We start from the raw sequence: 22,398 nt of genomic DNA, 5'->3' as shown, positions 1-22,398 counted from the left end.
GGACATGGAGCCCGGCCCGTACAATGATCGGCGACGGGCCTCCTCGCATGGAAGCGCGGCCAACCGGGTCAGGTCGGGAACGAAGCAGCCCTAACCGTTGTGACCAGTGCCGAGATCAGGCTCGTCACCTTCTTTCAGCGAACGACCGGCCATGGGCCGGTCGCTTCGTTTTCAGCTGGCCTGCCGGAAGGCCATCACGGCCTGGTTGCGCAGGGTGCGCAGCAGCGACAGTTCCTTCTCGCCCACCGCCACACCGCCCGGGCTGGCCTTGTCGGCGTAGATGAGGCCCATCGGTGCGGACTTGATCTGCAGCGGCAGCAGGAGGAAGGACGGCGCCGCCAGCGGTGGCTGGTACCAGGCCGGCAGGCGCTGGGCGATGGCGGGCACCGAGGCGTCCGAGATCAGCGTGTCGACGTTCTTCAGGCACACCGCGGCGAAGAGGTCCGGGGGTGCGACCGGCGGTCGGGCGCAGGTCGATGCAGAAGGCCTTCGCCATCTCGGCCGCGCCGTCGCCCAGGCCGATGCGGCCCTGCAGCGCCTGGCCCTTGGCGTCGCGCAGGCAGAAGACGACACGACGGAACTGCAGCGCGCGGTAGATCGTCTCCAGGATCATGCGCAGCACCTCGTTGAGCCGGAAGTTCTCGGCCACCATGGTGTTGGTGATGTCCTGGATGCCGGCCGCCAGCACGGCGGCCACGTGCTGCGGGTCGAGCGCCGCGGCGGCGGCGGGCGCCAGGTCGGCGGTGGCCGCTTCTTCGCCCTGCCCCGGCAGCGGCAGCGTGGCCTGCAGGGCGTGGCCGGCCAGGGTGTCGGCCTCGGGCCGGGGCTGCACCACGGTCGCGTCGGGCAGCAGCCGGCGCGCCGGGGACTGCGTGCCGAACTGCAGCGAGAGGTTGAGCGCCAGCTCGCCCATGCGCTGTCGGCCCTTGTCCAGCGCTTCGAGGATCTGCTTGGTCGGCAGGCCGAGCACGCGGCCGTGGCGCTGCGCGAGTGCCGCCATCGCCTCGGGGGTGGCGTTGTCCAGCAGCGCGGCGGTCAGTTCGTTGGCCGCCAGCGCGGTCCAGCGCAGACGGTCGGCGGGCTTCAACGTGCCGCCCGCGGGCGGCGCATCGGTGGGCGGCCGCCGCAGCGCCTGCTGCAGCGCCTCCGGCAGGCCCCAGGTGCGGGTCACGCCGAGGGCCAGCTCCTCGTAGCCCAGACCGAGCACCTGGCGCGCGGCGCGCTCTTCGTCGGCCGCCGGCGCCGTGACCTTGCCCGGCTCCCGCGGCAGCCGCTGGACGATCTGCTGGGCCTCTTCCGGGAAGTAGTAGCCGGCCAGCAGCCGGCCGAGGTTCTGCAGCAGCGCGGCCAGGAAGGCCTCCTCGGCCTCGCGTGGGGTCGGGCTCAGCGAATCGGCCAGCGTGCCGGCCATCAGCGCCCGCAGGAACTCCTCCCGCAGCCGGCTGGCATGGGCCTTGTCCTGCATGTGCTCCAGCAGCACCAGCGACAGCGCCATGTTGCGGATGCCGGCGAAGCCGACCAGCGCGATGGCGCGCGACACCGTGCTCACGCCGTCGCCCACCTGCCGGTAGTGCGCGCTGTTGACCAGCCGCAGCAGCTTGTGGGTGAGCGCCACGTCCTTGAGGATCTCGTGCGACAGGCTGGCCACCGATTCGCTGTCGGAGGCGGCCACGCGCTGGATGCGCATCACCGCGTCGCTGAGCGCCGGGAAGTCGGTGCGGTGCTTCATGCGCCGCAGCAGGAACTCCAGCGTGCCGTTGCCGGCGTTGCCCGGCGCCGCGTCGTGCAGCGGCAGCGTGGCCGGTTCCAGCCACTGCTGCAGCGCCTGCCGCAGTTCGGCGGCGCTGGCGTGCCGCTGCTGCGGGTCGCGGGCGATGGCGCGCTGCACGATGGCGCGAAGCGCATCGTCCACCGGCACGCCGTCGGGACCGGGCAGCGACGGCAGCAGCAGGTCCTCCTGCTGGACGCGCTGGATGGCGCGGCGGATGTCGGGCTCGCTCAGCAGCCGGCGGCCGGTGAGCAGTTCGCCCAGCACCACGCCGGCGGAGAACACGTCCATCTGCGGCAGCGGCGCCATGCCACGCGCGGCCTCGGGCGACAGGTAACCCGGCGTGCCGACGATGCTGCCGTCGTTCAGGTCGGTGGTGCGGCCGGCGATGCCGAAGTCCATCACCCGCGGCCGGCCCTTGGCGTCGAGCAGGATGTTGGACGGCTTCAGGTCGCGGTGCACGACGCCGGCGTCGTGCGCGGCCTGCAGGCCCTCCAGCACGGCGAGCATCAGCGCCACCGCGTCGCGGGCGGGCAGCGCGCCCTGTCGCCGCAGGCGCTCCGACAGGGTGCCGCCGCTGACGTATTCGAAGACCAGGCAGGGCTGGCCGTCCAGGCTGTCGGCCTCGAACAGCGGCACGATGGCCGGATGGCTGAGGCCGCTGACGGCCCGCGCCTCGTGCAGCCAGTCGTCCCCCGCGGCTTCCTGGATCAGGCGCTTGAGCGCCACCTCGCGGTGCAGGCGCTCGTCCAGCGCCAGCCACACCACCGCCTGCGCCCCCTGCCCGAGCGGGCGCAACAGGCGGAAGCGGCCGAGCCGCCGTGGCGCGGCGGCGGCGGGCCTGCGGCACGGCGCTCATCGAGGCTCCGATCGGCGGAGGGTGTCGTCGGCGGCGCCGGGCGACCCGGGCGCCGACGCGCCCACCGTGATGTCCTCGCCGCCCGGCGTGGCGGCCAGTTGCAGCGCCTGCTGCAGGTCCTTCAACGTCAGGCCGAGGGCGCGGCCATAACGCTGCACCACCCGCTGCAGCGCGGGCACCACCTGCGCGGCGGGCAGCGCGCTGGCGTCCACCGTCTCGTTGGCGGCGCTGGCCAGGGCGCGCAGCAGGTCGTCGTCGCCGTCGGCCGCGCGTGCCGGCGCGCCGAGCGGCAGGCGCCGCACCATGTGCAGCACGCTGTCGTCCAGGCCCCACTGCCGCGCCACCGCCAGGCCCATGGCCTGCACGTCGGCGCCCAGCACGGCGAAGCTGGCCTGCTCTTCCGTCATCCCGGGTTCGTCCGGTTCGCCGGGCTTGTCGGACGGCGCGCTCTGCATCAGCTTGCGCAGCTGTACCGCCTCCTCCGGGAAATGGGCCTGCACGACGAGGCGGCCGAGGTTCTGCAGCAGGGTCACCAGGTGGACCACCTCCCGGTCGTAGCCCGGCGGCCGCAGTGCCTGCGCCACGCGGCCGGCGCGCTGCACGGTGGCGATGAGCGAGGCCAGCGCCTGCGCGGCCTCGGGCTGCAGGCTGCCGGGCCAGGGCCGCAGCGCCTGCGCGGCCCGCTGCACGCCCTGGAGGCCCAGCAGCGCGATGGCGCGGCGCAACGTCAGCACCGCGCCGCCGTTGGCCGACAGCTGCGCGTCGGCGGTGTTGACCAGCCGCAGCAGCTCGAAGGACAGGGCCAGGTCGCGCAGCACGATCTCGGCCAGTTCGTTGGTGCGTTCGCGCTCCATGCGCATCAGCTGCGAGACGCGCACCGAGCCGCCGGGTGCCGACGGCAGGGCCCCCTGCGCGCGCACCCGGTCGAGCAGCAGCGACAGCGCACCGCCGGCGTTGCTGGCCTCGGCGTCGAGCCAGCCCTGCAGCGCGCGCGACAGCGTGCGGGCGTTGCGGTACCGATGGCGTTCCTGGCGGTCGGTGCAGCGGTTGGCGATGGCGCGCAGCGCCTCGGGCACCGGCCGCGGCAGGCTCCACGGCAGCCGCACCAGTTCCGGCCCGGCGGGCGGCATGCGGGCGATCACACGGCCCAGGTCCTCTTCGTCGAGCGCCGGCTGATGGGCCAGCTGGCGGTGCAGGACGAGGCCCATGGCCAGCACGTCGCGCTCGGCCGACTGGCGCTGCGCCTGCAGCTCGATCGGGTCCATGGACAGGTTGCGCGCGGCGGCCGCGCCGTCGGCGGCGGGGGGCGGCGTCGGCGAGGGCGACCTCGAAGCCGAGCAGGCGCACCTGGCCGCTGTCGGCCACCAGCAGGTGAAAGGGCTGCAGGTCGCCATGGGCAACGCCCGCCTCGTGCGCGAAGGCCAGGCCGTCGAGCGCCTGCACGAGCTGACGCGCGACGTCGACCGGGGCCGGGGCATCGCGCCCGGCGCGCTCCACCAGCGTCGTGCCGAGGGCACGGTCGTAGGCCACGTAGGGCCAGCGCTCCTGCTCGCCGACCTCGACCACGGGCGCCAGGTGCGGGTGGCTCAGCCGTGCCGCCTTGCGCACCGCCTGCTGCCAGCGGTCCAGGGCCGACGCCTGGGCCGGCTGGACCCGCGGCAGCGCCAGCAGCAGTTCCTGCCCGGCGCGCGGGTCGTGCACCCGCCACAGCATGGTGCGCTCGCTCTTGCCCAGCAGTTGCAGCAGTTCGAAGCGACCCAGCCGTCGCACGGCGGGGCGGACGGGCGAGGCGGCGGCAGGGGCGGCGGCGGAGGTGGCCATGGAATGCGGGCGAATGCCGCCATTGGACCCGTGCCCGGTGCGGCCGGAAGCCTGGAACAAACGCCGAATCCGGCGGCATAACGTGGTCCGGCCGGCATTCATGCACAGCCGAAGGGGAGCCCTTCCGCGTCCAGGGCCAGCCGCCGCCCACCCCGTCGAAAAGGCGCTTTATGTCAGAATCTTTGTGACATGCCGCGATGGCAAGGCGAGCGTCGACCGGTGTGGCCGACGAGAGGACACCCGATGAGCAGCGAGCTGATCAAACACATTTCCGACGCGTCCTTCGAGAGCGACGTCCTGCAGTCCAACAAGCCGGTGCTGGTGGACTACTGGGCCGAGTGGTGCGGTCCCTGCAAGATGATTGCGCCCATCCTCGACGAGGTGGCCAAGGACTACGGCGGCCGGCTCCAGATCGCCAAGATGAACGTCGACGAGAACCGTGACGTGCCGGCCAAGTTCGGCATCCGCGGCATCCCGACGCTGATGCTGTTCAAGGACGGCCAGCACGCGGCGACCAAGGTCGGCGCGCTGTCGAAGGCGCAGTTGACCAGCTTCATCGACGCTCACCTATAATCTCGTCCCATCCGCGGGTGGCGTGATGGCCGCCCGGCCCTCGGCACCCGCGAGCGGACCTGCCGCCACGCCCAGTACGGCGCGTGGTTCCGGCCCCGAATCCAGCGTTTTCCTGTCGCGTTAACCACGCGTTTTCCGTTTGTGCGCGCCCGTTGTGGGCGTGCCGCGGTGAACGGCCGCAGCCAGCTGCAGCCCGTCGCCGCCCGCCTCGGCATGCACCTCGTTGGCTGCATGGCCGGCGGCCCGGCGCCCGCCCGATGGCGGCGCCCTTCCCTACCAGGACGTCCCAATGCACCTGTCCGAACTCAAAGCCCAGCACGTCTCCGAACTCATCAAGATGGGCGAGGCGCTGGAGATCGACAACGTCGCCCGCCTGCGCAAGCAGGAGCTGATGTTCGCGATCATGAAGAAGCGCGCCAAGGCCGGCGAGCAGGTCTTCGGCGACGGCGTGCTGGAAGTGCTGCCCGACGGCTTCGGCTTCCTGCGCTCGCCGGACACCAGCTACATGGCGAGCACCGACGACATCTACCTGTCGCCGAGCCAGATCCGGCGCTTCAACCTGCACACCGGCGACATGGTCGAGGGCGAGGTTCGGGTGCCCAAGGACGGCGAGCGCTACTTCGCGCTGGTCAAGGTCGATCGCGTGAACGGGCTCACCCCGGAGGAGAGCAAGCACAAGATCATGTTCGAGAACCTGACGCCCTTGTTCCCCAAGGAGCAGTTCAAGCTCGAACGCGAGCTCGTCAAGGGGGACGAGAACATCACCAGCCGCATCATCGACCTCATCTCGCCGATCGGCAAAGGCCAGCGCGCCCTGCTGGTGGCGCCGCCCAAGAGCGGCAAGACGGTGATGATGCAGCACCTCGCGCACGCCATCGTCGCCAACCACCCCGACATCTACCTCATCGTGCTGCTGGTCGACGAGCGGCCGGAGGAAGTGACGGAGATGCAGCGCACCGTGCGCGGCGAGGTCATCAGTTCCACCTTCGACGAGCCGGCGCAGCGCCACGTGCAGGTGGCCGAGATGGTGATCGAACGTGCCAAGCGCCTGGTCGAGCTGAAGAAGGACGTGGTCATCCTGCTCGACTCGATCACCCGCCTGGCCCGCGCCTACAACAACGTGCTGCCGAGCTCGGGCAAGGTGCTCACCGGCGGTGTCGACGCCAACGCCCTGCAGCGGCCGAAGCGCTTCTTCGGTGCGGCGCGCAACATCGAGGAAGGCGGCTCGCTGACCATCATCGGCACCGCCCTGGTGGACACCGGCTCGCGCATGGACGAGGTGATCTACGAGGAGTTCAAGGGCACCGGCAACTGCGAGATCCACCTCGACCGCCGCATGTCCGAGAAGCGCGTCTACCCGTCGATCCTGCTCAACAAGAGCGGCACCCGGCGCGAGGAACTGCTGCTCAAGCCGGAGATCCTGCAGAAGAGCTGGATCCTGCGCAAGCTGCTCTACCCGATGGACGAGATCGAGGCGATGGAGTTCATCCTCGACAAGATGAAGGCGACGAAGACCAACATCGACTTCTTCGACATGATGCGTCGAGGGGGCTGATCTATAATCCGCGGTTTTCCGCTTTGCGCAAGTGCGCCGTCAGGCCCCGAGATCAACTCGACCTTCCAGTTGACCGGGCGACGGGCGTGGCTGCCAACCACTCCAGCGAGGTTTCCCATGAAAGACGGCATCCACCCGAACTACCGCGACGTCTGCTTCGTCGACCTGTCCAACGGCTTCAAGTTCGTCACCCGGTCCTGCGCGCAGACCCGCGAGACCATCAAGCTGGACGACGGCCGCGAACTGCCGCTGATGAAGCTGGAGACCACCAGCGAGTCGCACCCCTTCTACACCGGCACGCAGAAGAGCGTGGACAACCTGGGCGGTCGGGTCGAGAAGTTCCGCAACAAGTTTGCGCACCTGAAGAAGTGATCGGTCGGTCCTCGCACCGTCTCCAGACGAAGGCAGCTCACGGGCTGCCTTTTTCTTTGTCGCCGCCGCCGCGACGGACCGCCTGGTCGCCCTGCGCGTGAACTCACCCAACCCCGCCCTCGTCAGCCAGCGCGCCGTCCAGCGGCTGCCGCGCCTGGCGCTGCTGGCCTTCTGCGCGGCCTACGTGCTGCCGGGGCTGTTCGGGCGCGACCCCTGGAAGGCAGCGGACCTCACCGCCTTCGGCTACATGGTGGAGATGGCGGCCGGCCGCACCGGCTGGCTGTCGCCGACGCTGGGCGGCCTGCCGGTGGACACCGCGGTGCTGCCGCACTGGCTGGGCGCGCTGGCCATCGCGCTGCTCTCGCCCTGGGTCGACCCGGCGCTGGCCGCGCGGCTGCCCTTCGGCCTGCTGCTGGTCGGCGTGCTGGCCCTGACCTGGTACAGCTGCTTCCACTTCGGCCGCACGCCCGCGGCGCAGCCGCTGCCCTTCGCCTTCGGCGGCGAGGCCCATCCCGTCGACTACGCGAGGGCGGTGGCCGACGGCGCCGTGCTGGCCTTGATCGCCTCGCTCGGTCTGCTGCAGCTCGGCCACGAGACGACGCCGGAGCTGGTGCAGCTGTTCGCGGTCGCCCTGCTGCTGTGGTCGCTGGCGGTGGACGGCGCCCGGCGCTGGCGGGCCCGGCTGGCGGTGCTGGTGGCGCTGCCGCTGCTGGCGACCAGCGGCGCGCCGAGCATGGCGCTGGCGATGGGCGCGCTCGCCACCGCGCTGTGCCTGAACCACCGGGCCGGTCCGACCCGACGCGCCTTCGCGCCCTGGGTCGGCGCTGCGACGCTGCTGGCGCTGGCCGCGGCCGCGCAGCTGCACACCTGGCAGCTCCGGTTGGCGTTGCCCGGTTCGGCCGACGACTGGCTGCGCACCGGCCGTCTGTTGCTGTGGTTCCTCTGGCCGCTGTGGCTGCTGGCGCTGTGGACGCTGTGGCAGTGGCGCCGCCGGCTGGGCGAACCCCACCTGGGGCTGCCGCTGGCCACGACCGGGGTCGGCCTGGTGTCCACCATCGCCATGGGCGGCAGCGACCGTGCCCTGATGCTCGCCCTGCCCGGCATGGCCGTGCTGGCCGCCTTCGCGCTGCCCACGCTCCGACGCAGCACGGCGGCGGCGATGGACTGGTTCTCGGTCTTCTTCTTCACCGCCTGCGCCATCACCATCTGGGTGATCTACGTGGCGCTGATGACCGGGGTGCCGGCCAAGCCGGCGGCCAACGTCGCCCGGCTGGCGCCCGACTTCGTCGCCCGCTTCTCGCCGCTGGAGCTGCTGGTGGCCCTGGTGGGAACGGCGGCCTGGCTGGCACTGGTGCGCTGGCGCACCGGCCGCCACCGCCAGGCGCTGTGGAAGAGCCTGGTGCTGCCGGCCGGCGGCGTGGGCCTGTGCTGGCTGCTGCTGCTGACGCTGTGGCTGCCGCTGCTGGACCATGCGCGCAGCCTGCGGCCCTGGGTGCAACGGCTGCAGCTGCACTGGCCTGCCGACGGCTGCCTCGCGGCGCCGGGGCTGGGCCGCCCGACCGTGGCCGCCCTGGTGCATTTCGGCCGGCGCGAGGTCGATGCCGTCACCCCGGCCGAGCGCACCGCCTGCCCGGTGCTGCTGCTGGCCCCCGGCCGGGCCGCGCCGCCAGGCTGGCGCCGGGTCGCTCAGGAACGACGGCCGACCGATCGCAACGACGTGCTGGTGGTGTACCGCCGCGCCGACGATCGCCGGCGCGCCGGCCCGGCGCGTTGAAGCACGGCGCTGCGCGGCGGCCCTAGGCCCGCTGCGACGCCGACGGCTGCGGCAGCGCCTTCGCCTCGGCGGCCATGTCCACCGCAGGCAGGCGGCGAAGTCGCGATGCCGGCAGCACCAGGCGGAAGCGCGAGCCCTTGCCCGGCTCGCTTTGGATGTCCAGCTCGCCTCCATGGCGCTGCACCGCGTGCTTGACGATGGACAGGCCCAGGCCGGTGCCGCCGGTGTCGCGGGAGCGGCTGCCGTCCACCCGGTAGAAGCGTTCGGTCAGCCGCGGCAGGTGCTCGCGGGCGATGCCGATGCCGGTGTCGGCCACGTCGATCTCGCCGCAGCCGTCGGGCCGCAGCCGCCACATCAGCTCCACCGTGCCGCCCGGCGGCGTGTAGCGCACGGCGTTGCTGACGAGGTTGGAGATCGCGCTGTACAGCTCGCTCTCGACGCCGGCGATCTCCCAGCCGCGCAGGCCCGTCAGCGACTCCTCGCTGCCGCCCGCCAGCCGCAGCAGGTGCCGGCCCGCCGACAGCGACGCCGCGTCGGCCGCCACCCGCTGCAGCACCGGCGCCAGCGCCACCCAACGATCGGCGGCGGGACGCGGGCTGCCTTCCAGCTGGGCCAGCGTCAGCAGGTCCGCCACCAGCGTCTGCATGCGGTCGGTCTGCTGCCGCATGAGGACCAGCACGCGGCGCCGTTCGCTCTCGGTCAACGGCAGGTCGGCCAGCGTCTCGACGAAGCCGGCCAGCACGGTGAGCGGCGTGCGGATCTCGTGCGAGACGTTGGCGACGAACTCGCGGCGCATGGCGTCGTGGCGCTCGCGCTCGGTGACGTCCTGCGTCAGCACGAAGGTCATGCCGGCGCCATAGCGCCGCACCAGCACCGACACCGTGCCGGCCCCGCCGGGACGCGGGAACTGCACGCCCTCCCCGTCCCGCGACGACTGCAGCAGCGCGACGAAGGACGGCGCGCGCACGAGGTTGGTCACGTGCTGCTGGCGGTCGCGCAGCGGGTCGAGCCCGAGGTGGTCGGCGGCCACGCTGCTGCACCATTCGATGCGGTCGTCGGCGCCCAGCAGCAGCACGCCGTTGGGAGAGGCCTCGATGCCCTGCAGGAACTGCTGCAGCCGGTGCTGCTCCTGCAGCAGGGCGCGCTCGCGCTGGCGCAGCGCGCGCTCGACCCGGTAGCCGGTCTCGCCCCAGAAGCCGCGGTCACGCGGCGCGGCGGCCTCCATGTCGCCGCGCAGCCAGCGCATCAGCTTGTGGGCGCGGGCCGCGTCGAAGACCACCACCGCCAGCACGCCGAGGCTGCCGCCCGCCAGGCTGCCGAGCACCGGCGCGTGCGCCAGGTCGCCGAACAGCCAACCGATGGCCGCCCCCAGCCAGAGGCACAGCATGGCGGCGGCGAGCCGCGGCAGCATCCAGAACCACACGTCGGGGCGTCCTTTGACGGCCGAAGGCGGTCAGCCCAGCGGCGGGCCGCCGCAAGCGGGCCGACCCTCCCGCGGGGGTCGTGAGCGCGGGCGAGCGGGCGAGGACATCGGTCAGGCCTGCGTGGCGCTGGCCTGCTGCGTGAGGCGGTAACCGGCGCCGCGCACGGTCTCGATCATCGAGGCGCACTGCACCGGCGTCAGCGCCTCGCGCAGCCGCTTGACGTGCACGTCCACCGTGCGCTCCTCGATGAAGACGTGGTCGCCCCACACCCGGTCGAGCAGCTGCGCCCGGCTGTGCACCCGTTCCGGATGGGTCATGAAGAAGTGCAGGAGCCGGAACTCGGTGGGGCCGATCTTGACCTCGCGGCCCTCGCAGCTCACCCGCCGGGTGGACGGGTCCAGGCGCAGGCCGGCCACCTGCACCGCCTCGTCCAGCGCCTCCGGCGCCTTGCGCCGCAGCACCGCCCGCATGCGGGCCAGCAGCTCCTGCGTCGAGAAGGGCTTGGCCAGGTAGTCGTCGGCACCGGCGTCCAGGCCGCTCACCTTGTCGGCCTCCTCCGACCGGGCCGTCAGCATGATGATGGGCAACTCTCGGGTGCGCGCTTCACCGCGCCAGCGGCGGGCGAGCGACAGGCCCGACTGGCCCGGCAGCATCCAGTCGAGGATCACCAGGTCGGGCAGCATGCGGTCCACCTCGCGCTGCGCCTGCTCGGCCGAGGGCGCGATCGTCACCTCGTAGCCCGCGTGGCGCAGGTTGATCGACACCAGCTCGGCGATCGCCGACTCGTCTTCCACCACCAGGACACGGCTCATCGCCTTGCTGCTCCCACTGCCTGAATTGCGTTGTCGGGCGCCGGTCTCAGCGCACCATCGACTCGACCGCCGCCACCGGGTTGTGGCGCACGTCGGTGCCCTTGACCACGTAGATGATCACCTCGGCCAGGTTCTTCGCGTGGTCGCCGATGCGCTCGATCGCCTTGGCGACGAAGACCAGGTCGATCGACGCCGAGATGGTGCGCGGGTCTTCCATCATGTAGGTGATGAGCTTGCGCATCAGGCCGTCGAACTCCTGGTCGATCTGGTCGTCCTGCTTGAGCACCTCCAGCGCGCGGTCGGTGTCGAGGCGGGCGAAGGCGTCGAGCGCCTTGCGCAGCTGGGCGGTGGCCAGTTCGGCCTCGAAGGCCAGGTCGCCCACCGGCAGGCGCAGTCGGCTGGACATGCCGCTGTTGAGCAGCCGCTGCACGGTGCGCGCCACGCGGGCCGCCTCGTCGCCCACCCGCTCCAGGTTGGCGATCGTCTTCGAGACGGCGATCAGCAGGCGCAGGTCGCGGGCGGTGGGCTGGCGGCGGGCGATGATGGTCGACAGGTCGCGGTCGATGTCGATCTCCATCTGGTTGACCCGCTCCTCCTGTACCAACACCTGGCTGGCGATCTCGCCGCTGAACTGGCTGAGCGCATAGACCGCCTGCGCGACCTGCGACTCGACCAGGCCGCCCATCTCCAGCACGCGGGTGGAGATGCCGCTCAGTTCGGCATCGAATTGGGTCGAGAGGTGCTTGTCGGTCATGGGAGCCCCTTGTCGATCAGCCGAAGCGGCCGGTGATGTAGTCCTCGGTCTCCTTCTTCCTCGGCTTCATGAAGAGGTCCGAAGTGGGGCCGAACTCGATCAGGTCGCCCAGGTACATGTAGGCGGTGTAGTCGGAGCAGCGGGCCGCCTGCTGCATGTTGTGCGTCACGATGACGACGGTGTAGTCGTTCTTCAGCTCGTGGATCAGCTCTTCGATCTTGCCGGTGGAGATCGGGTCGAGCGCCGAGCAAGGCTCGTCGAGCAGCAGCACCTCGGGTTTAATGGCGATGCCGCGGGCGATGCACAGCCGCTGCTGCTGGCCGCCGGACAGGCCCGAACCGCTCTGGTCCAGCTTGTCCTTGACCTCGTTCCACAGCGCCGCCTTGCGCAGCGCCCATTCCACCCGCTCGTCCATCTCCACCCGCGGCAGGTTCTCGAACAGCCGCACGCCGAAGGCGATGTTGTCGTAGATGGACATCGGGAACGGCGTCGGCTTCTGGAACACCATGCCGACCTTGGCCCGGATCAGGCTCACGTCCAGCTTCTTGTCCAGGATGTTGCTGCCGTCGAGCAGGATCTCGCCTTCGGCCCGCTGTTCGGGGTAGAGCTCGAACATGCGGTTGAAGGTGCGCAGCAGCGTGCTCTTGCCGCAGCCCGATGGACCGATGAACGCGGTGACCTTGCGCTCGGGAATCTGCAGGTTGATGTGCTTCAGCGCGTGAAAGCTGCCGTAATAGAAGTTGAGCCCGTTGACGGCGAGCTTCGCCTTCTCGGTGACCGGGATGTCGACTTTGGCGTCCATGGAATGGGGCTCCGGGCGGAAGGCGTTCAGTGCTTGTTGCGGAACAGCACGCGGGCGAGGATGTTCAGCAGCAGCACGCCGAGCGTGATCAGGAAGACGCCGGCCCAGGCCAGCTTCTGCCAGTTTTCGTAGGGGCTCATCGCGAACTTGAAGATGGTCACCGGCAGGCTGGCCATCGGCTGGGTCAGGTCGGCGGTCCAGAACTGGTTGGACAGCGCGGTGAACAGCAGTGGCGCCGTCTCGCCGGCGATGCGCGCCAGCGCCAGCAGGATGCCGGTGATGACGCCGGCCCGTGCCGACTTCAGCGTCACCGACGCGATGACCTTCCACTTCGGCGTGCCCAGCGCGTACGCCGCCTCGCGCAGCGCGTTGGGGATCAGCGTGAGCATGTTCTCGGTGGTCCGGATGACCACCGGAATGACGATGAGCGCCAACGCCAGCACCCCCGCGATGGCCGAGAAGCGGCGGAACTGCGCCACCACCACCGCGTAGATGAACAGGCCGATGACGATGGACGGTGCCGACAGCAGGATGTCGTTGATGAAGCGCGTGGCGCTGCCGAGCCAGGTCTTCTGGCCGTACTCGGCCAGGTAGACACCGGCCATGACGCCGATCGGCGTGCCGATGAAGGTGGCGAGCAGCACCATGATGGCCGAGCCGAAGATGGCGTTGGCCAGCCCCCCTACCTCGGCCTGCGGCGGCGGCGTCATCTCCGTGAACACCATCAGCGACATGCCACCCAGGCCCAGCCGCACCGTCTCGATGAGGATCCAGATCAGCCAGAACACACCGAAGGCCATGGCGGCAAGCGACAGCGTGAGCGCCAGCACGTTGACGCGCTTCCGAGACCGGTGCTTGGCCAGCTTCTGGTCGTCCATCAGCGGGCGCTGGCCCGCGGAATTGCCGATGACAGCGCTCATGACCGCGTCCCTTCGTTCTTCTTCAACTGCGCCAGCAGCACCTTGGAGAACGACAGCACGACGAAGGTGATGAAGAACAGCACCAGGCCGAGGTAGATCAGCGAGGCCTGGTGCAGTCCTTCACTCGCTTCGGCGAACTCGTTGGCCAGCGCCGAGGTGATGCTGTTGGCCGCCTCGAACAGCGACAGCGAGTCGAGCTGGTTGAAGTTGCCGATGACGAAGGTCACGGCCATCGTCTCGCCCAGCGCGCGACCGAGACCAAGCATGATGCCGCCGACGACGCCGGTCTTGGTGTAGGGCAGCACCACCTTCCACACGACCTCCCAGGTGGTGGAGCCGAGGCCGTAGGCAGATTCCTTCAGCAGCGGCGGAGTGACCTCGAAGACGTCCCGCATCACCGAAGCGATGAAGGGGATGATCATGATGGCCAGGATGATGCCGGCCGACAGGATGCCGATGCCCACCGGCGGGCCCGACACCAGGCCCTGCAGCACCGGCACGCCGGAGAAGGCGGCCTGCAGCGGCTGCTGGACGTAGGTGGCCAGGATGGGACCGAACACCAGCAGGCCCCACATGCCGTAGACGATGGACGGCACCGCGGCCAGCAGTTCGATGGCGGTACCCAGCGGGCGCTTGAGCCAACCAGGCGACATCTCGGTGAGGAACAGCGCGATGCCGAAGCTCACCGGCACGGCGATCAGCAGCGCGATGAACGAGGTCATCAGCGTGCCGTAGATCATCACCAGGCCGCCGAACCGTTCCTGCACCGGGTCCCATTCGCTGGTCCACAGGAAGGCGAGGCCGAAGCGCTCGATGGCCGGGGCGGCACCGACGATCAGCGAGCCGATGATGCCGGCCAGCAGGGCGAGGGTGAGCCAGGCCGCGCCATGCGCCAGCCAGGAAAAGATGGTGTCGGCCCAGGGCGCCACGGCCCGACGCTCGGGCGGCCGCCCGGCAGGAACAGATCGCTCCATGCTGCGGTCGGAGGGGTCGGGAAGGGCAGACAGTGTAGCGGTCAAGGAAGGCTCCCCAGGGCGGCCGAATGCGCGGCGCCACCCCGCTCCCCGGAGCAGCGCCGCGCCGCCATCGACGTTGAAGATCAGCGATAGGCCAGGGCCTTACCCGACCCGTCCTTGATCTGGTCTGCCCACTGCTTGCGGACCAGATCCTTCACCGCGGACGGAAGCGGCACATAGTCGAGGTCGTCCGCAGCCGCATCACCATTGGCATACACCCAATCGAAGAACTTCAGTGCCGCGGCCGCACCAGCGGCGCGATCCGGCTGCTTGTACATGAGGATGTAGGTCGGGTTGGTGATCGGCCACGCGTCCTTGCCGGGCTGATCGGTGGTGATCTGGTAGAACGTCTTGTTCCAGTCGGCCCCGGCGGCGGCGGCCTTGAACGCGGCGTCGCTGGGCGGCACGAACACGCCGTCCCGGTTCCTCAGCAGCGTGTACGTCATCTTGTTCTGCTTGACGTACGCGTATTCGACGTAACCGATCGAATTGGGCAGGCGCTGCACGAACGCGGCGACGCCCTCGTTGCCCTTGCCGCCGGCACCGGTCGGCCAGTTCACCGCGGTCCCGTCACCCACCTTCGCCTTCCATTCCTCGTTCACCTTGGACAGGTAGTTGGTGAAGATGAACGTGGTGCCCGAGCCGTCGGCACGCCGGACCACCGAGATGGCGGCGTCCGGCAGCGAGACGCCGGGGTTCAGGCTGGCGATCGCCGGGTCGTTCCACTTCGTGACCTTGCCGAGATAGATGTCACCGAGGACCTGCCCCGTGAGGCGCATCTGGCCCGGCGCCACGCCACGAATGTTGACCACGGGCACCACGCCGCCGATCACGGTGGGGAACTGCACCATGCCGTCCTTGGCGAGTTCGTCGTCCTTCAGCGGCATGTCGCTCGCACCGAAGTCGACCGTCTTGGCCTTGATCTGCCGGATGCCGGCACCGGACCCCACGGACTGGTAGTTGATGCGCACGCCGGTGGCCTTGTTGTAGGCGTCGGCCCATTTGGCATACAGCGGCGCCGGGAACGTGGCACCGGCGCCGGTGACGTCCTGCGCAAGGGCACCCGTGGCGCCCGCCAGCAGGGCCGAACCGAAGGCAAGGGAGCGAAGCAGTGACGAGGTCATGGACAGCCTTTCGGAAAGATTTGGCACTGCCGGCACTCTAGGGTGGGTTTGTGACAGCGCCATGAACACCCGGGACGGCGCCCGGGACGGCGATGAGCCCCGTCACCCGCATTTCACGCGCCTGTCATGGAGCCGTTCTAGCCTTCCCGGCGCCCATTCGGCCGGACCGCCCGCGTCCGACCCCGATCTCGCCACCACAAGGACACCCCATGCAACGACGCCCCTGGCTCCTGTCGATCTGCGCCGCCGGCGCCCTGGCCCTGGCCGGCTGCGCCACCTCCCCCGCCCCGGTCACCGACACGGCGGCGCGCACCGGGTCGCTGTCGACGCTCACCAAGCTGATCAACGACGCCGGACTGGCCGACACGCTGCGCGGCCCGGGCCCGGTGACCGTGTTCGCGCCGAACGACGAGGCCTTCAAGGCGGTGCCGCGGAAGACGCTGGACGAGCTGGCCGCCAACAAGGAGCTGCTGCGCAGCGTGCTGCAGTACCACGTCGTGGCCGGCAGCTTGCCGTCGGCGCAGGTGCCCAACGGCAAGCTGAAGTCGGTGCAGGGCGCCGACCTGGCGGTGTCCCGCGCCGGCACCTTCGTCACCGTCGAGGACGCGGTGGTGGTGCAGCCCGACGTGGCCGCCAGCAACGGCGTGGTCCACGTCATCGACCGGGTGCTGATGCCGCCGCGCCGCTGAGCCCGCGGCACCCGGGCGGACGACCCGGGCCGGCCGCCGTCGCCGTCAGCCGCGGGCGGCGGCGGCCAGCCGTTCGGCGGTGCTGCGGGCCAGGGCCTCGTCCTCGGCCTCGACCATGACGCGCAGCACCGGCTCGGTGCCGGACGGCCGGATCAGCAGTCGGCCGTGCTGGCCGAGCGCCGCCTCGGCGGCCTCGCGCTCGGCCGCCAGCGCGGCGTTGCGCGTCCAGTCCGCGCCGGCGGCGAGCCGCACGTTCAGCAGCACCTGCGGGTACAGCGGCGCGTCGTGCACCGCCTGCGCCAGGCTGACGCCGCGGCGCTGCAGCGCCTGCAGCACCTGCAGCGCGCTGACGATGCCGTCGCCGGTGGTGTGACGGTCCAGCACCAGCAGGTGGCCGGAGCCCTCACCGCCGAGCTGCCAGCCGCGCGCCTGCAGTTCCTCCAGCACGTAGCGGTCGCCCACCTTGGCGCGCACCAGCGGCACGCCGCGCCGCTGCAGCGCCAGTTCCACCGCCAGGTTGGTCATGAGCGTGCCGACCACGCCGGGCAGGTCCAGCCCGGCGTCCAGCCGGTCGCAGGCCATGAGGTAGAGCAGCTCGTCGCCGTTGTAGAGCCGCCCCTCGGCGTCGACCATCTGCAGCCGGTCGGCGTCGCCGTCGAGCGCGATGCCGTAATCGGCGCCCTGCTCGGCCACCGCCCGCACCAGCGCCTGCGGCGCGGTGGCACCGACGCCGGCGTTGATGTTGGTGCCGTCGGGCGAGCAGCCGATGCGCACCACCTCGGCACCGAGCTCGTGGAAGACGTCGGCGGCCACGTGGTAGGCCGCGCCGTGGGCGCCGTCGACCACCAGCTTCAGCCCGCGCAGCGACAGCTCGCCGCCCACCGTGCCCTTGCAGAACTCGATGTAGCGGCCGCTGGCGTCGTCGATGCGGCGGGCGCGGCCGAGGCCGGTGGAATCGGCCCATTGCGGCGGCTCCTCGAGCGCCGCCTCCACCGCCTGTTCCCACTCGTCGGGCAGCTTCTCGCCGCGGGCGGAGAAGAACTTGACGCCGTTGTCCTGGAAGGGGTTGTGCGAGGCGCTGATGACGACGCCCAGGTCCAGCCGCAGGGCCCGCGTCAGGTAGGCGACGCCGGGGGTGGGCAGCGGGCCGGTGAGGCGCACGTCGACCCCTGCCGATTCGAAGCCGGACTGCAGCGCCGACTCGATCATGTAGCCGGAGATGCGGGTGTCCTTGCCGATCAGCACCACCGGCCGTTCGCGGCCCCGGCGCAGCACCCGCCCCACCGCATGGCCCAGCCGGAGCATGAAGTCGGCGGTGATCGGCGCCTGCCCCACCGTGCCACGGATGCCGTCGGTGCCGAAGAAGCGTCTGCTCATGAATCCATCGTCCTCGTGTCGTTCGCCCCGCCGGGCAGCAGCCCCGCCGCCTGCCAGACCTTGATCGCGTCCACCGTGGGCGCCACGTCGTGCACCCGCACCACCGCCGCGCCCTGCTGCAAGGCGGCCAGCGCGGCCGCCACGCTGGCCACCTGGCGTTCGCCCACCGGCCGGCCGGTGACCACGCCGAGCGTCGACTTGCGGGACCAGCCCACCAGCAGCGGCCGGCCCAGTGCCGCGTGGAGCTCGCGCTGCCGCGCCAGCAGCGCCAGGTTGTGGGCCGGTGTCTTCGCGAAGCCGATGCCCGGGTCCGGCAGGATGCGCTCCGCGGCGATGCCCAGCGCAAGGGCGGCGGCCATGCGCGCCCTCAGGAAACCCGCCACCTCGCCGACGACGTCCTGGTACTCGGCTTGGGCCTGCATGCTGCCCGGCTCGCCGCGCATGTGCATCAGGCACAGCCCGGCGGTGGGATGGTCCGCCACCGCCGACAGCGCCCCCGGCCGGCGCAGCGCCCGCACGTCGTTGACGATGTCGACGCCGAGCTCCAGGGCGCGGCGGATGACCACCGGCTCGCTGGTGTCCACCGACACCGGCAGGCCCAGCCCGACCGCATGGCGCAGCACCGGCTCGACGCGGGCCAGTTCCTCCGCCGGCGACGGCGTCGCGGCGCCCGGCCGGGTGGATTCGCCGCCGATGTCGAGCAGGTCGGCCCCCTCGGCCCGCAACGCCTCGCAATGCGCGATCGCGTCGTCGGTGGCGGCGAACCGACCGCCGTCCGAGAACGAGTCGGGCGTCACGTTGACGATGCCCATCACCCACGGGCGGTCGAGCGACAGGCGAAAGCGGGTGGTCTGCCAGACCGGCGGGGGTTGCCGGCACCGTTCATGCGACCCTCGCCCAAAGGAAAGCGGGGCCGAAGCCCCGCTGCTCAATGCCCACCGGTTGCCGATCAGGCGGCCGCGGGGGCGCCGTCGGTCGTGACCGGCGGCGTGGGACCGCCGCTGCGCGGCACGCTGCCCAGGTCCTTCGGCGGACGCGGCGGACGGCCGGACATGATGTCGTCGATCTGATCGGCGTCGATGGTCTCCCATTCGAGCAGCGCCTTGGCCATGGCGTGCATCTTGTCCTGGTTGTCCTCGATCAACTTGCGCGCCGCGGCGTACTGCTCGTCGATGATGCGGCGGATCTGCTTGTCCACCTTCTGCATCGTCTCTTCCGAGACATTGACCTGCTTGGTGATCGAGCGGCCGAGGAAGACCTCGCCCTCGTTCTCGGCGTAGACCATCGGGCCGAGTTCGTCGGTCATGCCGTAGCGGGTGACCATGTCGCGGGCGATCTGGGTCGCACGCTCGAAGTCGTTGCTGGCGCCGGTGGTCATCTGGTTCATGAACACCTCTTCGGCGATGCGCCCGCCGAACAGCACCGAGATGGTCGAGAGCATGCGCTCCTTGTCCATGCTGTAGCGGTCGCCCTCGGGCAGCTGCATCGTCACGCCCAGCGCACGGCCGCGCGGGATGATGGTCACCTTGTGCACCGGGTCGGTCTTGGGCAGCAGCCGCGCCACCAGCGCATGGCCGGCCTCGTGGTAGGCGGTGTTGCGGCGCTCCTCCTCGGGCATGACCATGGACTTGCGCTCCGGCCCCATCATGATCTTGTCCTTGGCGCGCTCGAAGTCCTGCATCTCCACCACCCGGCCGTTGCGGCGGGCGGCGAAGAGCGCGGCCTCGTTGACCAGGTTGGCCAGGTCGGCGCCGGAGAAACCCGGCGTGCCGCGCGCGAGGATGTCGGCCCGGATGTCCTGGCCGATCGGCACCTTGCGCATGTGCACGTTGAGGATCTGCTCGCGGCCGCGCACGTCGGGCAGCGTCACGTAGACCTGGCGGTCGAAGCGGCCGGGGCGCAGCAGCGCGGGGTCGAGGATGTCGGGCCGGTTGGTGGCCGCCATCACGATGACGCCGAGGTTGGTCTCGAAGCCGTCCATCTCGACCAGCATCTGGTTCAGCGTCTGCTCGCGCTCGTCGTTGCCGCCGCCCAGGCCGGCACCACGGTGGCGGCCGACGGCGTCGATCTCGTCGACGAAGATGATGCAGGGCGCGCTCTTCTTCGCCTGCTCGAACATGTCGCGCACGCGGGCCGCGCCCACGCCGACGAACATCTCGACGAAGTCGGAGCCGGAGATGCTGAAGAACGGCACCTTGGCCTCGCCGGCGATGGCCTTGGCCAGCAGCGTCTTGCCGGTGCCCGGAGGGCCGACCATCAGCACGCCGCGCGGGATGCGCCCGCCCAGCTTCTGGAACTTCTGCGGGTCCTTGAGGAAGTCGACCAGTTCCTTGACCTCCTCCTTGGCCTCGTCGCAGCCGGCCACGTCGGCGAAGGTGATGGCGTTGTTGCTCTCGTCGAGCATGCGCGCCCGGCTCTTGCCGAAGCTGAACGCCCCGCCCTTGCCCCCGCCCTGCATCTGGCGCATGAAATAGACCCACACGCCGATGAGCAGCAGCATCGGGCCCCAGCTCACCAGGATGCTCATCAGCACCGACGGCTCCTCGCGGGGCCGCACGTCGAACTTGACGTTGTTGCTGATCAGGTCGCCGACCAGGCCCCGGTCGAGGTAGGTGGCGGTGGAGCGGATGCGCTTGTCGTCCGTCGTGACGGCCAGGATCTCGGTGCCGCCATTGCCTTCCTGCAGGGTGACGGACTTGATGCGCTTGGCGCGCACCTCTTCGAGGAAGTCCGAGTAGCCGATCTGGCTGCCCTGGGTGGCCCCGCGGTCGAACTGCTTGAACACGGTGAACAGCACGAGGGCGATCACCAGCCAGACAGCGACCTTGGAAAACCATTGATTGTTCACCGCGGCTCCTTCTTCATTTCCTACGGCACAGCACCTTCAACACCGGCCGAAACCTGCCTCTCGAACGCGCTGCCACGGTAAGTGGGGCCGATTCTAGAGCAAGCAAGATCGGCGCCCGCCGGGCCCGCCGGGCCCGGCGGGCAACCCATGACGCTGGGAGGCCCGCGCGCCACGTCGATTTCGTCGCATCACGACGACTTCTTGAGTCCCATTCCCACCAGGAAAGTTTCCGACGACCGGTCCCGGGACGCTTTCGGCTTGATCGGCTTGACCACCCGGAAGGTTTTTTTGAACAGTTCGACGAGCTGGCTGTAGCCCGGGCCGTGGAACACCTTGCACACCAGGGCGCCGTCGGGCCTGAGGTGGGTCTGCGCAAATTCCACCGACAGTTCCACCAGGTGCGCGATGCGGGCGGAATCGGCGCTTTCGATGCCCGACAGGTTGGGCGCCATGTCGGACACCACCAGGTCCGCCGGCTGTCCCTGCAGGGCCTCGGCCACCTGCGACGCCACCGCCTCCTCGCGGAAGTCGCCCTGGAGGAACAGCACGCCCTCGATCGGCTCCATCGGCAGCAGGTCGAGGGCGACGATGCGGCCGTTGAGTTCACCGCTGGCGGCGCCGCCGACGCCCGCCTCCTTCGGCGCGAAGCGGCGGCGCAGGTACTGGCTCCAGGCGCCGGGCGCGCTGCCGAGGTCGACCACCGTCTGGCCCGGGCGCACCAACTTCAGCGCCTCGTCGATCTCCTTGAGCTTGTAGGCGGCCCGGGCGCGGTAGCCCTCCTTCTGCGCCAGCTTGACGTAGGGGTCGTTCAGGTGATCGTGCAGCCACGCGCGGTTGACCTTCTTGCTCTTGACCTTGGTCATGGCCTCTTCTTCGGTTGGGACACCGCCCGGCGCGCGGCGGCGGACCGCAGCGGCCGCGTGCGGCCGGAAGACCGGGGGGCGGCGGCCATAATACGAACGATGCCCGCCATCGAACTGACCCCCGCCCAGCGCAAGGTGCACCGCGCCGAGGCGCACCACCTGCACCCCGTCGTCGCCATCGGCGCCGACGGCCTGACCCCGGCGGTGCTCAAGGAGGCCGACGCGGCCCTTGCCGCCCACGGGCTGATCAAGGTCCGCGTCTTCTCCGACGACCGCCTGGCCCGTGGCGCCTTGCTGGAGCAACTCGCCGAGCAGCTCGACGCCGCGCCCATCCAGCACATCGGCAAGCTGCTGGTGCTGTGGCGCCCGCTCACGGACAAGCCCAAGGCCGAGCGGGAGGAGCGCGGCGCCGGGCCACGGGTGGTCAAGCTGGTCAAGTTCTCGAAGAGCGGCAACCACCGGCCGACGGTGCAGAAGGTCAAGGTCTACGGCAACGAGCGGGTGACCGCCGGCGGCACCATCAAGCGCGCCAAGAAGCGCGTGGGCACCAGCATCAAGCGAAAGGTGGCGGAGTGACGTCGTGTCGCGCCGGCGGCCAGCCGGCACCGGTGCGGCGCCAGGCCAGCGCCAGCACCAGCAGGCCCTTCAGGCCGAACAGCGCGAACGACACGGCGTGCAACGCGCCGAAGGACCAGCGGCCCTGACCCACCCGTGCCGCCGCCATCATCGGCTGCAGCGCGAAATACCCCAGCACGGTGCAGAACAGCGCGCCGAGCACCAGCACCAGGTCGGCGCTGAACGCCGAGCCCTCCCCCACCGACGCGCGGCGGCGCGCCGCGGCCCGCTCGAGCAGGAAGAGCACCAGCGCGAGCGCCAGGCTGACATAGGCCTCCACCGCGAAGATGCGGCCCACCACCCGGCCGGCATCGGCCGTGGCCAGGGTGGCGAACGGCGCCGGCGTGGCGATGGTGGCGATGCACAGCAGCAGCCCGGCCCACAGGCCGGCCAGCAGCGCGGTCAGCCGGGTCGCCACCGGGGGCATGGCGT

At 70.7% G+C, this 22,398-nt stretch carries 21 protein-coding genes and 1 other RNA gene; 8 read left to right on the top strand and 14 right to left on the bottom strand.

The genetic code is table 11. The annotated features are described in order from the left end of the window. Positions 1 to 32: 32 nt before the first annotated feature. Positions 33 to 129: signal recognition particle sRNA small type (ffs, locus tag LRS07_RS11210), an RNA gene on the top strand. On the opposite strand, the gene LRS07_RS11205 is transcribed toward ffs, so the two are convergent. Both LRS07_RS11205 and LRS07_RS11200 read right to left on the bottom strand, forming a co-directional pair. Continuing rightward, entirely contained in the window at positions 125 to 2,566 is a 2,442-nt protein-coding gene (locus LRS07_RS11205; protein ID WP_260501982.1) for a serine/threonine protein kinase, read from the bottom strand. The two genes, ffs and LRS07_RS11205, sit on opposite strands and share 5 nt — an antisense overlap. Positions 2,567 to 2,623: 57 nt before the next feature. Continuing rightward, the gene (locus LRS07_RS11200; protein ID WP_260501981.1) at positions 2,624 to 3,892 is read right to left on the bottom strand and encodes an HDOD domain-containing protein; all 1,269 of its coding nucleotides are present in this window, start codon (positions 3,890 to 3,892) and stop codon (positions 2,624 to 2,626) included. Between LRS07_RS11200 and LRS07_RS11195 the strand changes: the two genes are divergently transcribed. The 5 genes from LRS07_RS11195 (at position 3,891) to LRS07_RS11175 (ending at position 8,722) form a co-directional block, all read left to right on the top strand. Beyond that, positions 3,891 to 4,529, top strand: a complete 639-nt coding sequence (locus LRS07_RS11195) for a hypothetical protein (protein WP_260501980.1) — start codon at positions 3,891 to 3,893, stop codon at positions 4,527 to 4,529. The genes LRS07_RS11200 and LRS07_RS11195 overlap by 2 nt on opposite strands. Positions 4,530 to 4,691: 162 nt before the next feature. Further along, positions 4,692 to 5,021 (top strand): thioredoxin TrxA, encoded by a 330-nt coding sequence (trxA, locus tag LRS07_RS11190; protein ID WP_260501979.1) that lies wholly within the window; start codon positions 4,692 to 4,694, stop codon positions 5,019 to 5,021. 289 nt (positions 5,022 to 5,310) lie between these two features. Continuing rightward, positions 5,311 to 6,576 (top strand): transcription termination factor Rho, encoded by a 1,266-nt coding sequence (gene rho / locus LRS07_RS11185; protein WP_260501978.1) that lies wholly within the window; start codon positions 5,311 to 5,313, stop codon positions 6,574 to 6,576. A 117-nt stretch (positions 6,577 to 6,693) separates the two neighbouring features. Beyond that, a complete protein-coding gene (locus LRS07_RS11180) occupies positions 6,694 to 6,948 on the top strand; it encodes a type B 50S ribosomal protein L31 (RefSeq protein WP_260501977.1) in 255 nt (84 codons plus the stop codon). A 97-nt stretch (positions 6,949 to 7,045) separates the two neighbouring features. Continuing rightward, a complete protein-coding gene (locus LRS07_RS11175; RefSeq protein WP_260501976.1) occupies positions 7,046 to 8,722 on the top strand; it encodes a glycosyltransferase family protein in 1,677 nt (558 codons plus the stop codon). 22 nt (positions 8,723 to 8,744) lie between these two features. Here the strand turns inward: LRS07_RS11175 and phoR are convergent, their stop codons facing one another. The 7 genes from phoR to pstS all read right to left on the bottom strand — a co-directional run bounded on the left by phoR (position 8,745) and on the right by pstS (position 15,574). Continuing rightward, a complete protein-coding gene (gene phoR / locus LRS07_RS11170; protein WP_312028372.1) occupies positions 8,745 to 10,145 on the bottom strand; it encodes a phosphate regulon sensor histidine kinase PhoR in 1,401 nt (466 codons plus the stop codon). A gap of 111 nt (positions 10,146 to 10,256) precedes the next feature. After that, on the bottom strand, positions 10,257 to 10,958 hold the full coding sequence (gene phoB, locus LRS07_RS11165) for a phosphate regulon transcriptional regulator PhoB (protein ID WP_260501975.1): 702 nt from the start codon (positions 10,956 to 10,958) through the stop codon (positions 10,257 to 10,259). Between the two features lie 46 nt (positions 10,959 to 11,004). Further along, complete coding sequence (gene phoU / locus LRS07_RS11160) at positions 11,005 to 11,712, bottom strand: phosphate signaling complex protein PhoU (protein ID WP_260501974.1); 708 nt, start codon at positions 11,710 to 11,712, stop codon at positions 11,005 to 11,007. Positions 11,713 to 11,728: 16 nt separating this feature from the next. After that, on the bottom strand, positions 11,729 to 12,514 hold the full coding sequence (gene pstB, locus LRS07_RS11155) for a phosphate ABC transporter ATP-binding protein PstB (RefSeq protein ID WP_260501973.1): 786 nt from the start codon (positions 12,512 to 12,514) through the stop codon (positions 11,729 to 11,731). A 26-nt stretch (positions 12,515 to 12,540) separates the two neighbouring features. Beyond that, positions 12,541 to 13,392, bottom strand: coding sequence for a phosphate ABC transporter permease PstA (pstA, locus tag LRS07_RS11150; RefSeq protein WP_260502095.1), 852 nt, complete (start codon positions 13,390 to 13,392; stop codon positions 12,541 to 12,543). A 38-nt stretch (positions 13,393 to 13,430) separates the two neighbouring features. Further along, entirely contained in the window at positions 13,431 to 14,408 is a 978-nt protein-coding gene (gene pstC / locus LRS07_RS11145) for a phosphate ABC transporter permease PstC (RefSeq protein WP_260502094.1), read from the bottom strand. A gap of 125 nt (positions 14,409 to 14,533) precedes the next feature. After that, the gene (gene pstS / locus LRS07_RS11140) at positions 14,534 to 15,574 is read right to left on the bottom strand and encodes a phosphate ABC transporter substrate-binding protein PstS (RefSeq protein WP_260501972.1); all 1,041 of its coding nucleotides are present in this window, start codon (positions 15,572 to 15,574) and stop codon (positions 14,534 to 14,536) included. A 209-nt stretch (positions 15,575 to 15,783) separates the two neighbouring features. Here pstS and LRS07_RS11135 point away from each other — a divergent pair, with 209 nt between their 5' ends. Then, positions 15,784 to 16,263, top strand: a complete 480-nt coding sequence (locus tag LRS07_RS11135; RefSeq protein WP_260501971.1) for a fasciclin domain-containing protein — start codon at positions 15,784 to 15,786, stop codon at positions 16,261 to 16,263. A gap of 45 nt (positions 16,264 to 16,308) precedes the next feature. Here the strand turns inward: LRS07_RS11135 and glmM are convergent, their stop codons facing one another. From glmM to LRS07_RS11115, 4 genes are all read right to left on the bottom strand, one after another. Beyond that, on the bottom strand, positions 16,309 to 17,640 hold the full coding sequence (glmM, locus tag LRS07_RS11130) for a phosphoglucosamine mutase (protein ID WP_260501970.1): 1,332 nt from the start codon (positions 17,638 to 17,640) through the stop codon (positions 16,309 to 16,311). Then, complete coding sequence (gene folP / locus LRS07_RS11125) at positions 17,637 to 18,452, bottom strand: dihydropteroate synthase (protein WP_260501969.1); 816 nt, start codon at positions 18,450 to 18,452, stop codon at positions 17,637 to 17,639. The genes glmM and folP overlap by 4 nt, the downstream gene beginning before the upstream one ends. A gap of 137 nt (positions 18,453 to 18,589) precedes the next feature. Then, positions 18,590 to 20,488 carry an ATP-dependent zinc metalloprotease FtsH gene (gene ftsH, locus LRS07_RS11120; RefSeq protein WP_260501968.1) on the bottom strand — a complete coding sequence of 633 codons (1,899 nt, stop codon included), beginning with the start codon at positions 20,486 to 20,488 and terminating at the stop codon, positions 18,590 to 18,592. 188 nt (positions 20,489 to 20,676) lie between these two features. Further along, positions 20,677 to 21,351 carry an RlmE family RNA methyltransferase gene (locus LRS07_RS11115; protein ID WP_260501967.1) on the bottom strand — a complete coding sequence of 225 codons (675 nt, stop codon included), beginning with the start codon at positions 21,349 to 21,351 and terminating at the stop codon, positions 20,677 to 20,679. A 99-nt stretch (positions 21,352 to 21,450) separates the two neighbouring features. On the opposite strand from LRS07_RS11115, the gene LRS07_RS11110 reads away from it, so the two are divergent. After that, on the top strand, positions 21,451 to 21,927 hold the full coding sequence (locus LRS07_RS11110) for a YhbY family RNA-binding protein (protein ID WP_260501966.1): 477 nt from the start codon (positions 21,451 to 21,453) through the stop codon (positions 21,925 to 21,927). Here LRS07_RS11110 and LRS07_RS11105 read toward each other — a convergent pair. After that, on the bottom strand, positions 21,905 to 22,393 hold the full coding sequence (locus tag LRS07_RS11105; protein WP_260501965.1) for a DUF4149 domain-containing protein: 489 nt from the start codon (positions 22,391 to 22,393) through the stop codon (positions 21,905 to 21,907). The two genes, LRS07_RS11110 and LRS07_RS11105, sit on opposite strands and share 23 nt — an antisense overlap. Between the last annotated feature and the right edge of the window lie 5 nt (positions 22,394 to 22,398).

This window comes from Aquabacterium sp. J223 (assembly GCF_024666615.1).
In the GTDB taxonomy this organism is placed as follows: Bacteria; Pseudomonadota; Gammaproteobacteria; order Burkholderiales; family Burkholderiaceae_C; genus J223.
Note: the sequence above shows the minus strand (reverse complement) of the source record. Positions and strands in the feature narration are given on the sequence as shown.

Bases quoted from the DNA above. Each gene is read 5' to 3' on its own strand.
- LRS07_RS11195 (WP_260501980.1), top strand. From the start codon at position 3,891: ATGGACAGGTTGCGCGCGGCGGCCGCGCCGTCGGCGGCGGGGGGCGGC.
- LRS07_RS11200 (WP_260501981.1), bottom strand. From the start codon at position 3,892: ATGGACCCGATCGAGCTGCAGGCGCAGCGCCAGTCGGCCGAGCGCGAC.
- trxA (WP_260501979.1), top strand. From the start codon at position 4,692: ATGAGCAGCGAGCTGATCAAACACATTTCCGACGCGTCCTTCGAGAGC.
- rho (WP_260501978.1), top strand. From the start codon at position 5,311: ATGCACCTGTCCGAACTCAAAGCCCAGCACGTCTCCGAACTCATCAAG.
- LRS07_RS11180 (WP_260501977.1), top strand. From the start codon at position 6,694: ATGAAAGACGGCATCCACCCGAACTACCGCGACGTCTGCTTCGTCGAC.
- phoB (WP_260501975.1), bottom strand. From the start codon at position 10,958: ATGAGCCGTGTCCTGGTGGTGGAAGACGAGTCGGCGATCGCCGAGCTG.
- phoU (WP_260501974.1), bottom strand. From the start codon at position 11,712: ATGACCGACAAGCACCTCTCGACCCAATTCGATGCCGAACTGAGCGGC.
- pstB (WP_260501973.1), bottom strand. From the start codon at position 12,514: ATGGACGCCAAAGTCGACATCCCGGTCACCGAGAAGGCGAAGCTCGCC.
- pstA (WP_260502095.1), bottom strand. From the start codon at position 13,392: ATGGACGACCAGAAGCTGGCCAAGCACCGGTCTCGGAAGCGCGTCAAC.
- pstC (WP_260502094.1), bottom strand. From the start codon at position 14,408: ATGGAGCGATCTGTTCCTGCCGGGCGGCCGCCCGAGCGTCGGGCCGTG.
- pstS (WP_260501972.1), bottom strand. From the start codon at position 15,574: ATGACCTCGTCACTGCTTCGCTCCCTTGCCTTCGGTTCGGCCCTGCTG.
- LRS07_RS11135 (WP_260501971.1), top strand. From the start codon at position 15,784: ATGCAACGACGCCCCTGGCTCCTGTCGATCTGCGCCGCCGGCGCCCTG.
- glmM (WP_260501970.1), bottom strand. From the start codon at position 17,640: ATGAGCAGACGCTTCTTCGGCACCGACGGCATCCGTGGCACGGTGGGG.
- folP (WP_260501969.1), bottom strand. From the start codon at position 18,452: ATGGGCATCGTCAACGTGACGCCCGACTCGTTCTCGGACGGCGGTCGG.
- LRS07_RS11115 (WP_260501967.1), bottom strand. From the start codon at position 21,351: ATGACCAAGGTCAAGAGCAAGAAGGTCAACCGCGCGTGGCTGCACGAT.
- LRS07_RS11110 (WP_260501966.1), top strand. From the start codon at position 21,451: ATGCCCGCCATCGAACTGACCCCCGCCCAGCGCAAGGTGCACCGCGCC.
- LRS07_RS11105 (WP_260501965.1), bottom strand. From the start codon at position 22,393: ATGCCCCCGGTGGCGACCCGGCTGACCGCGCTGCTGGCCGGCCTGTGG.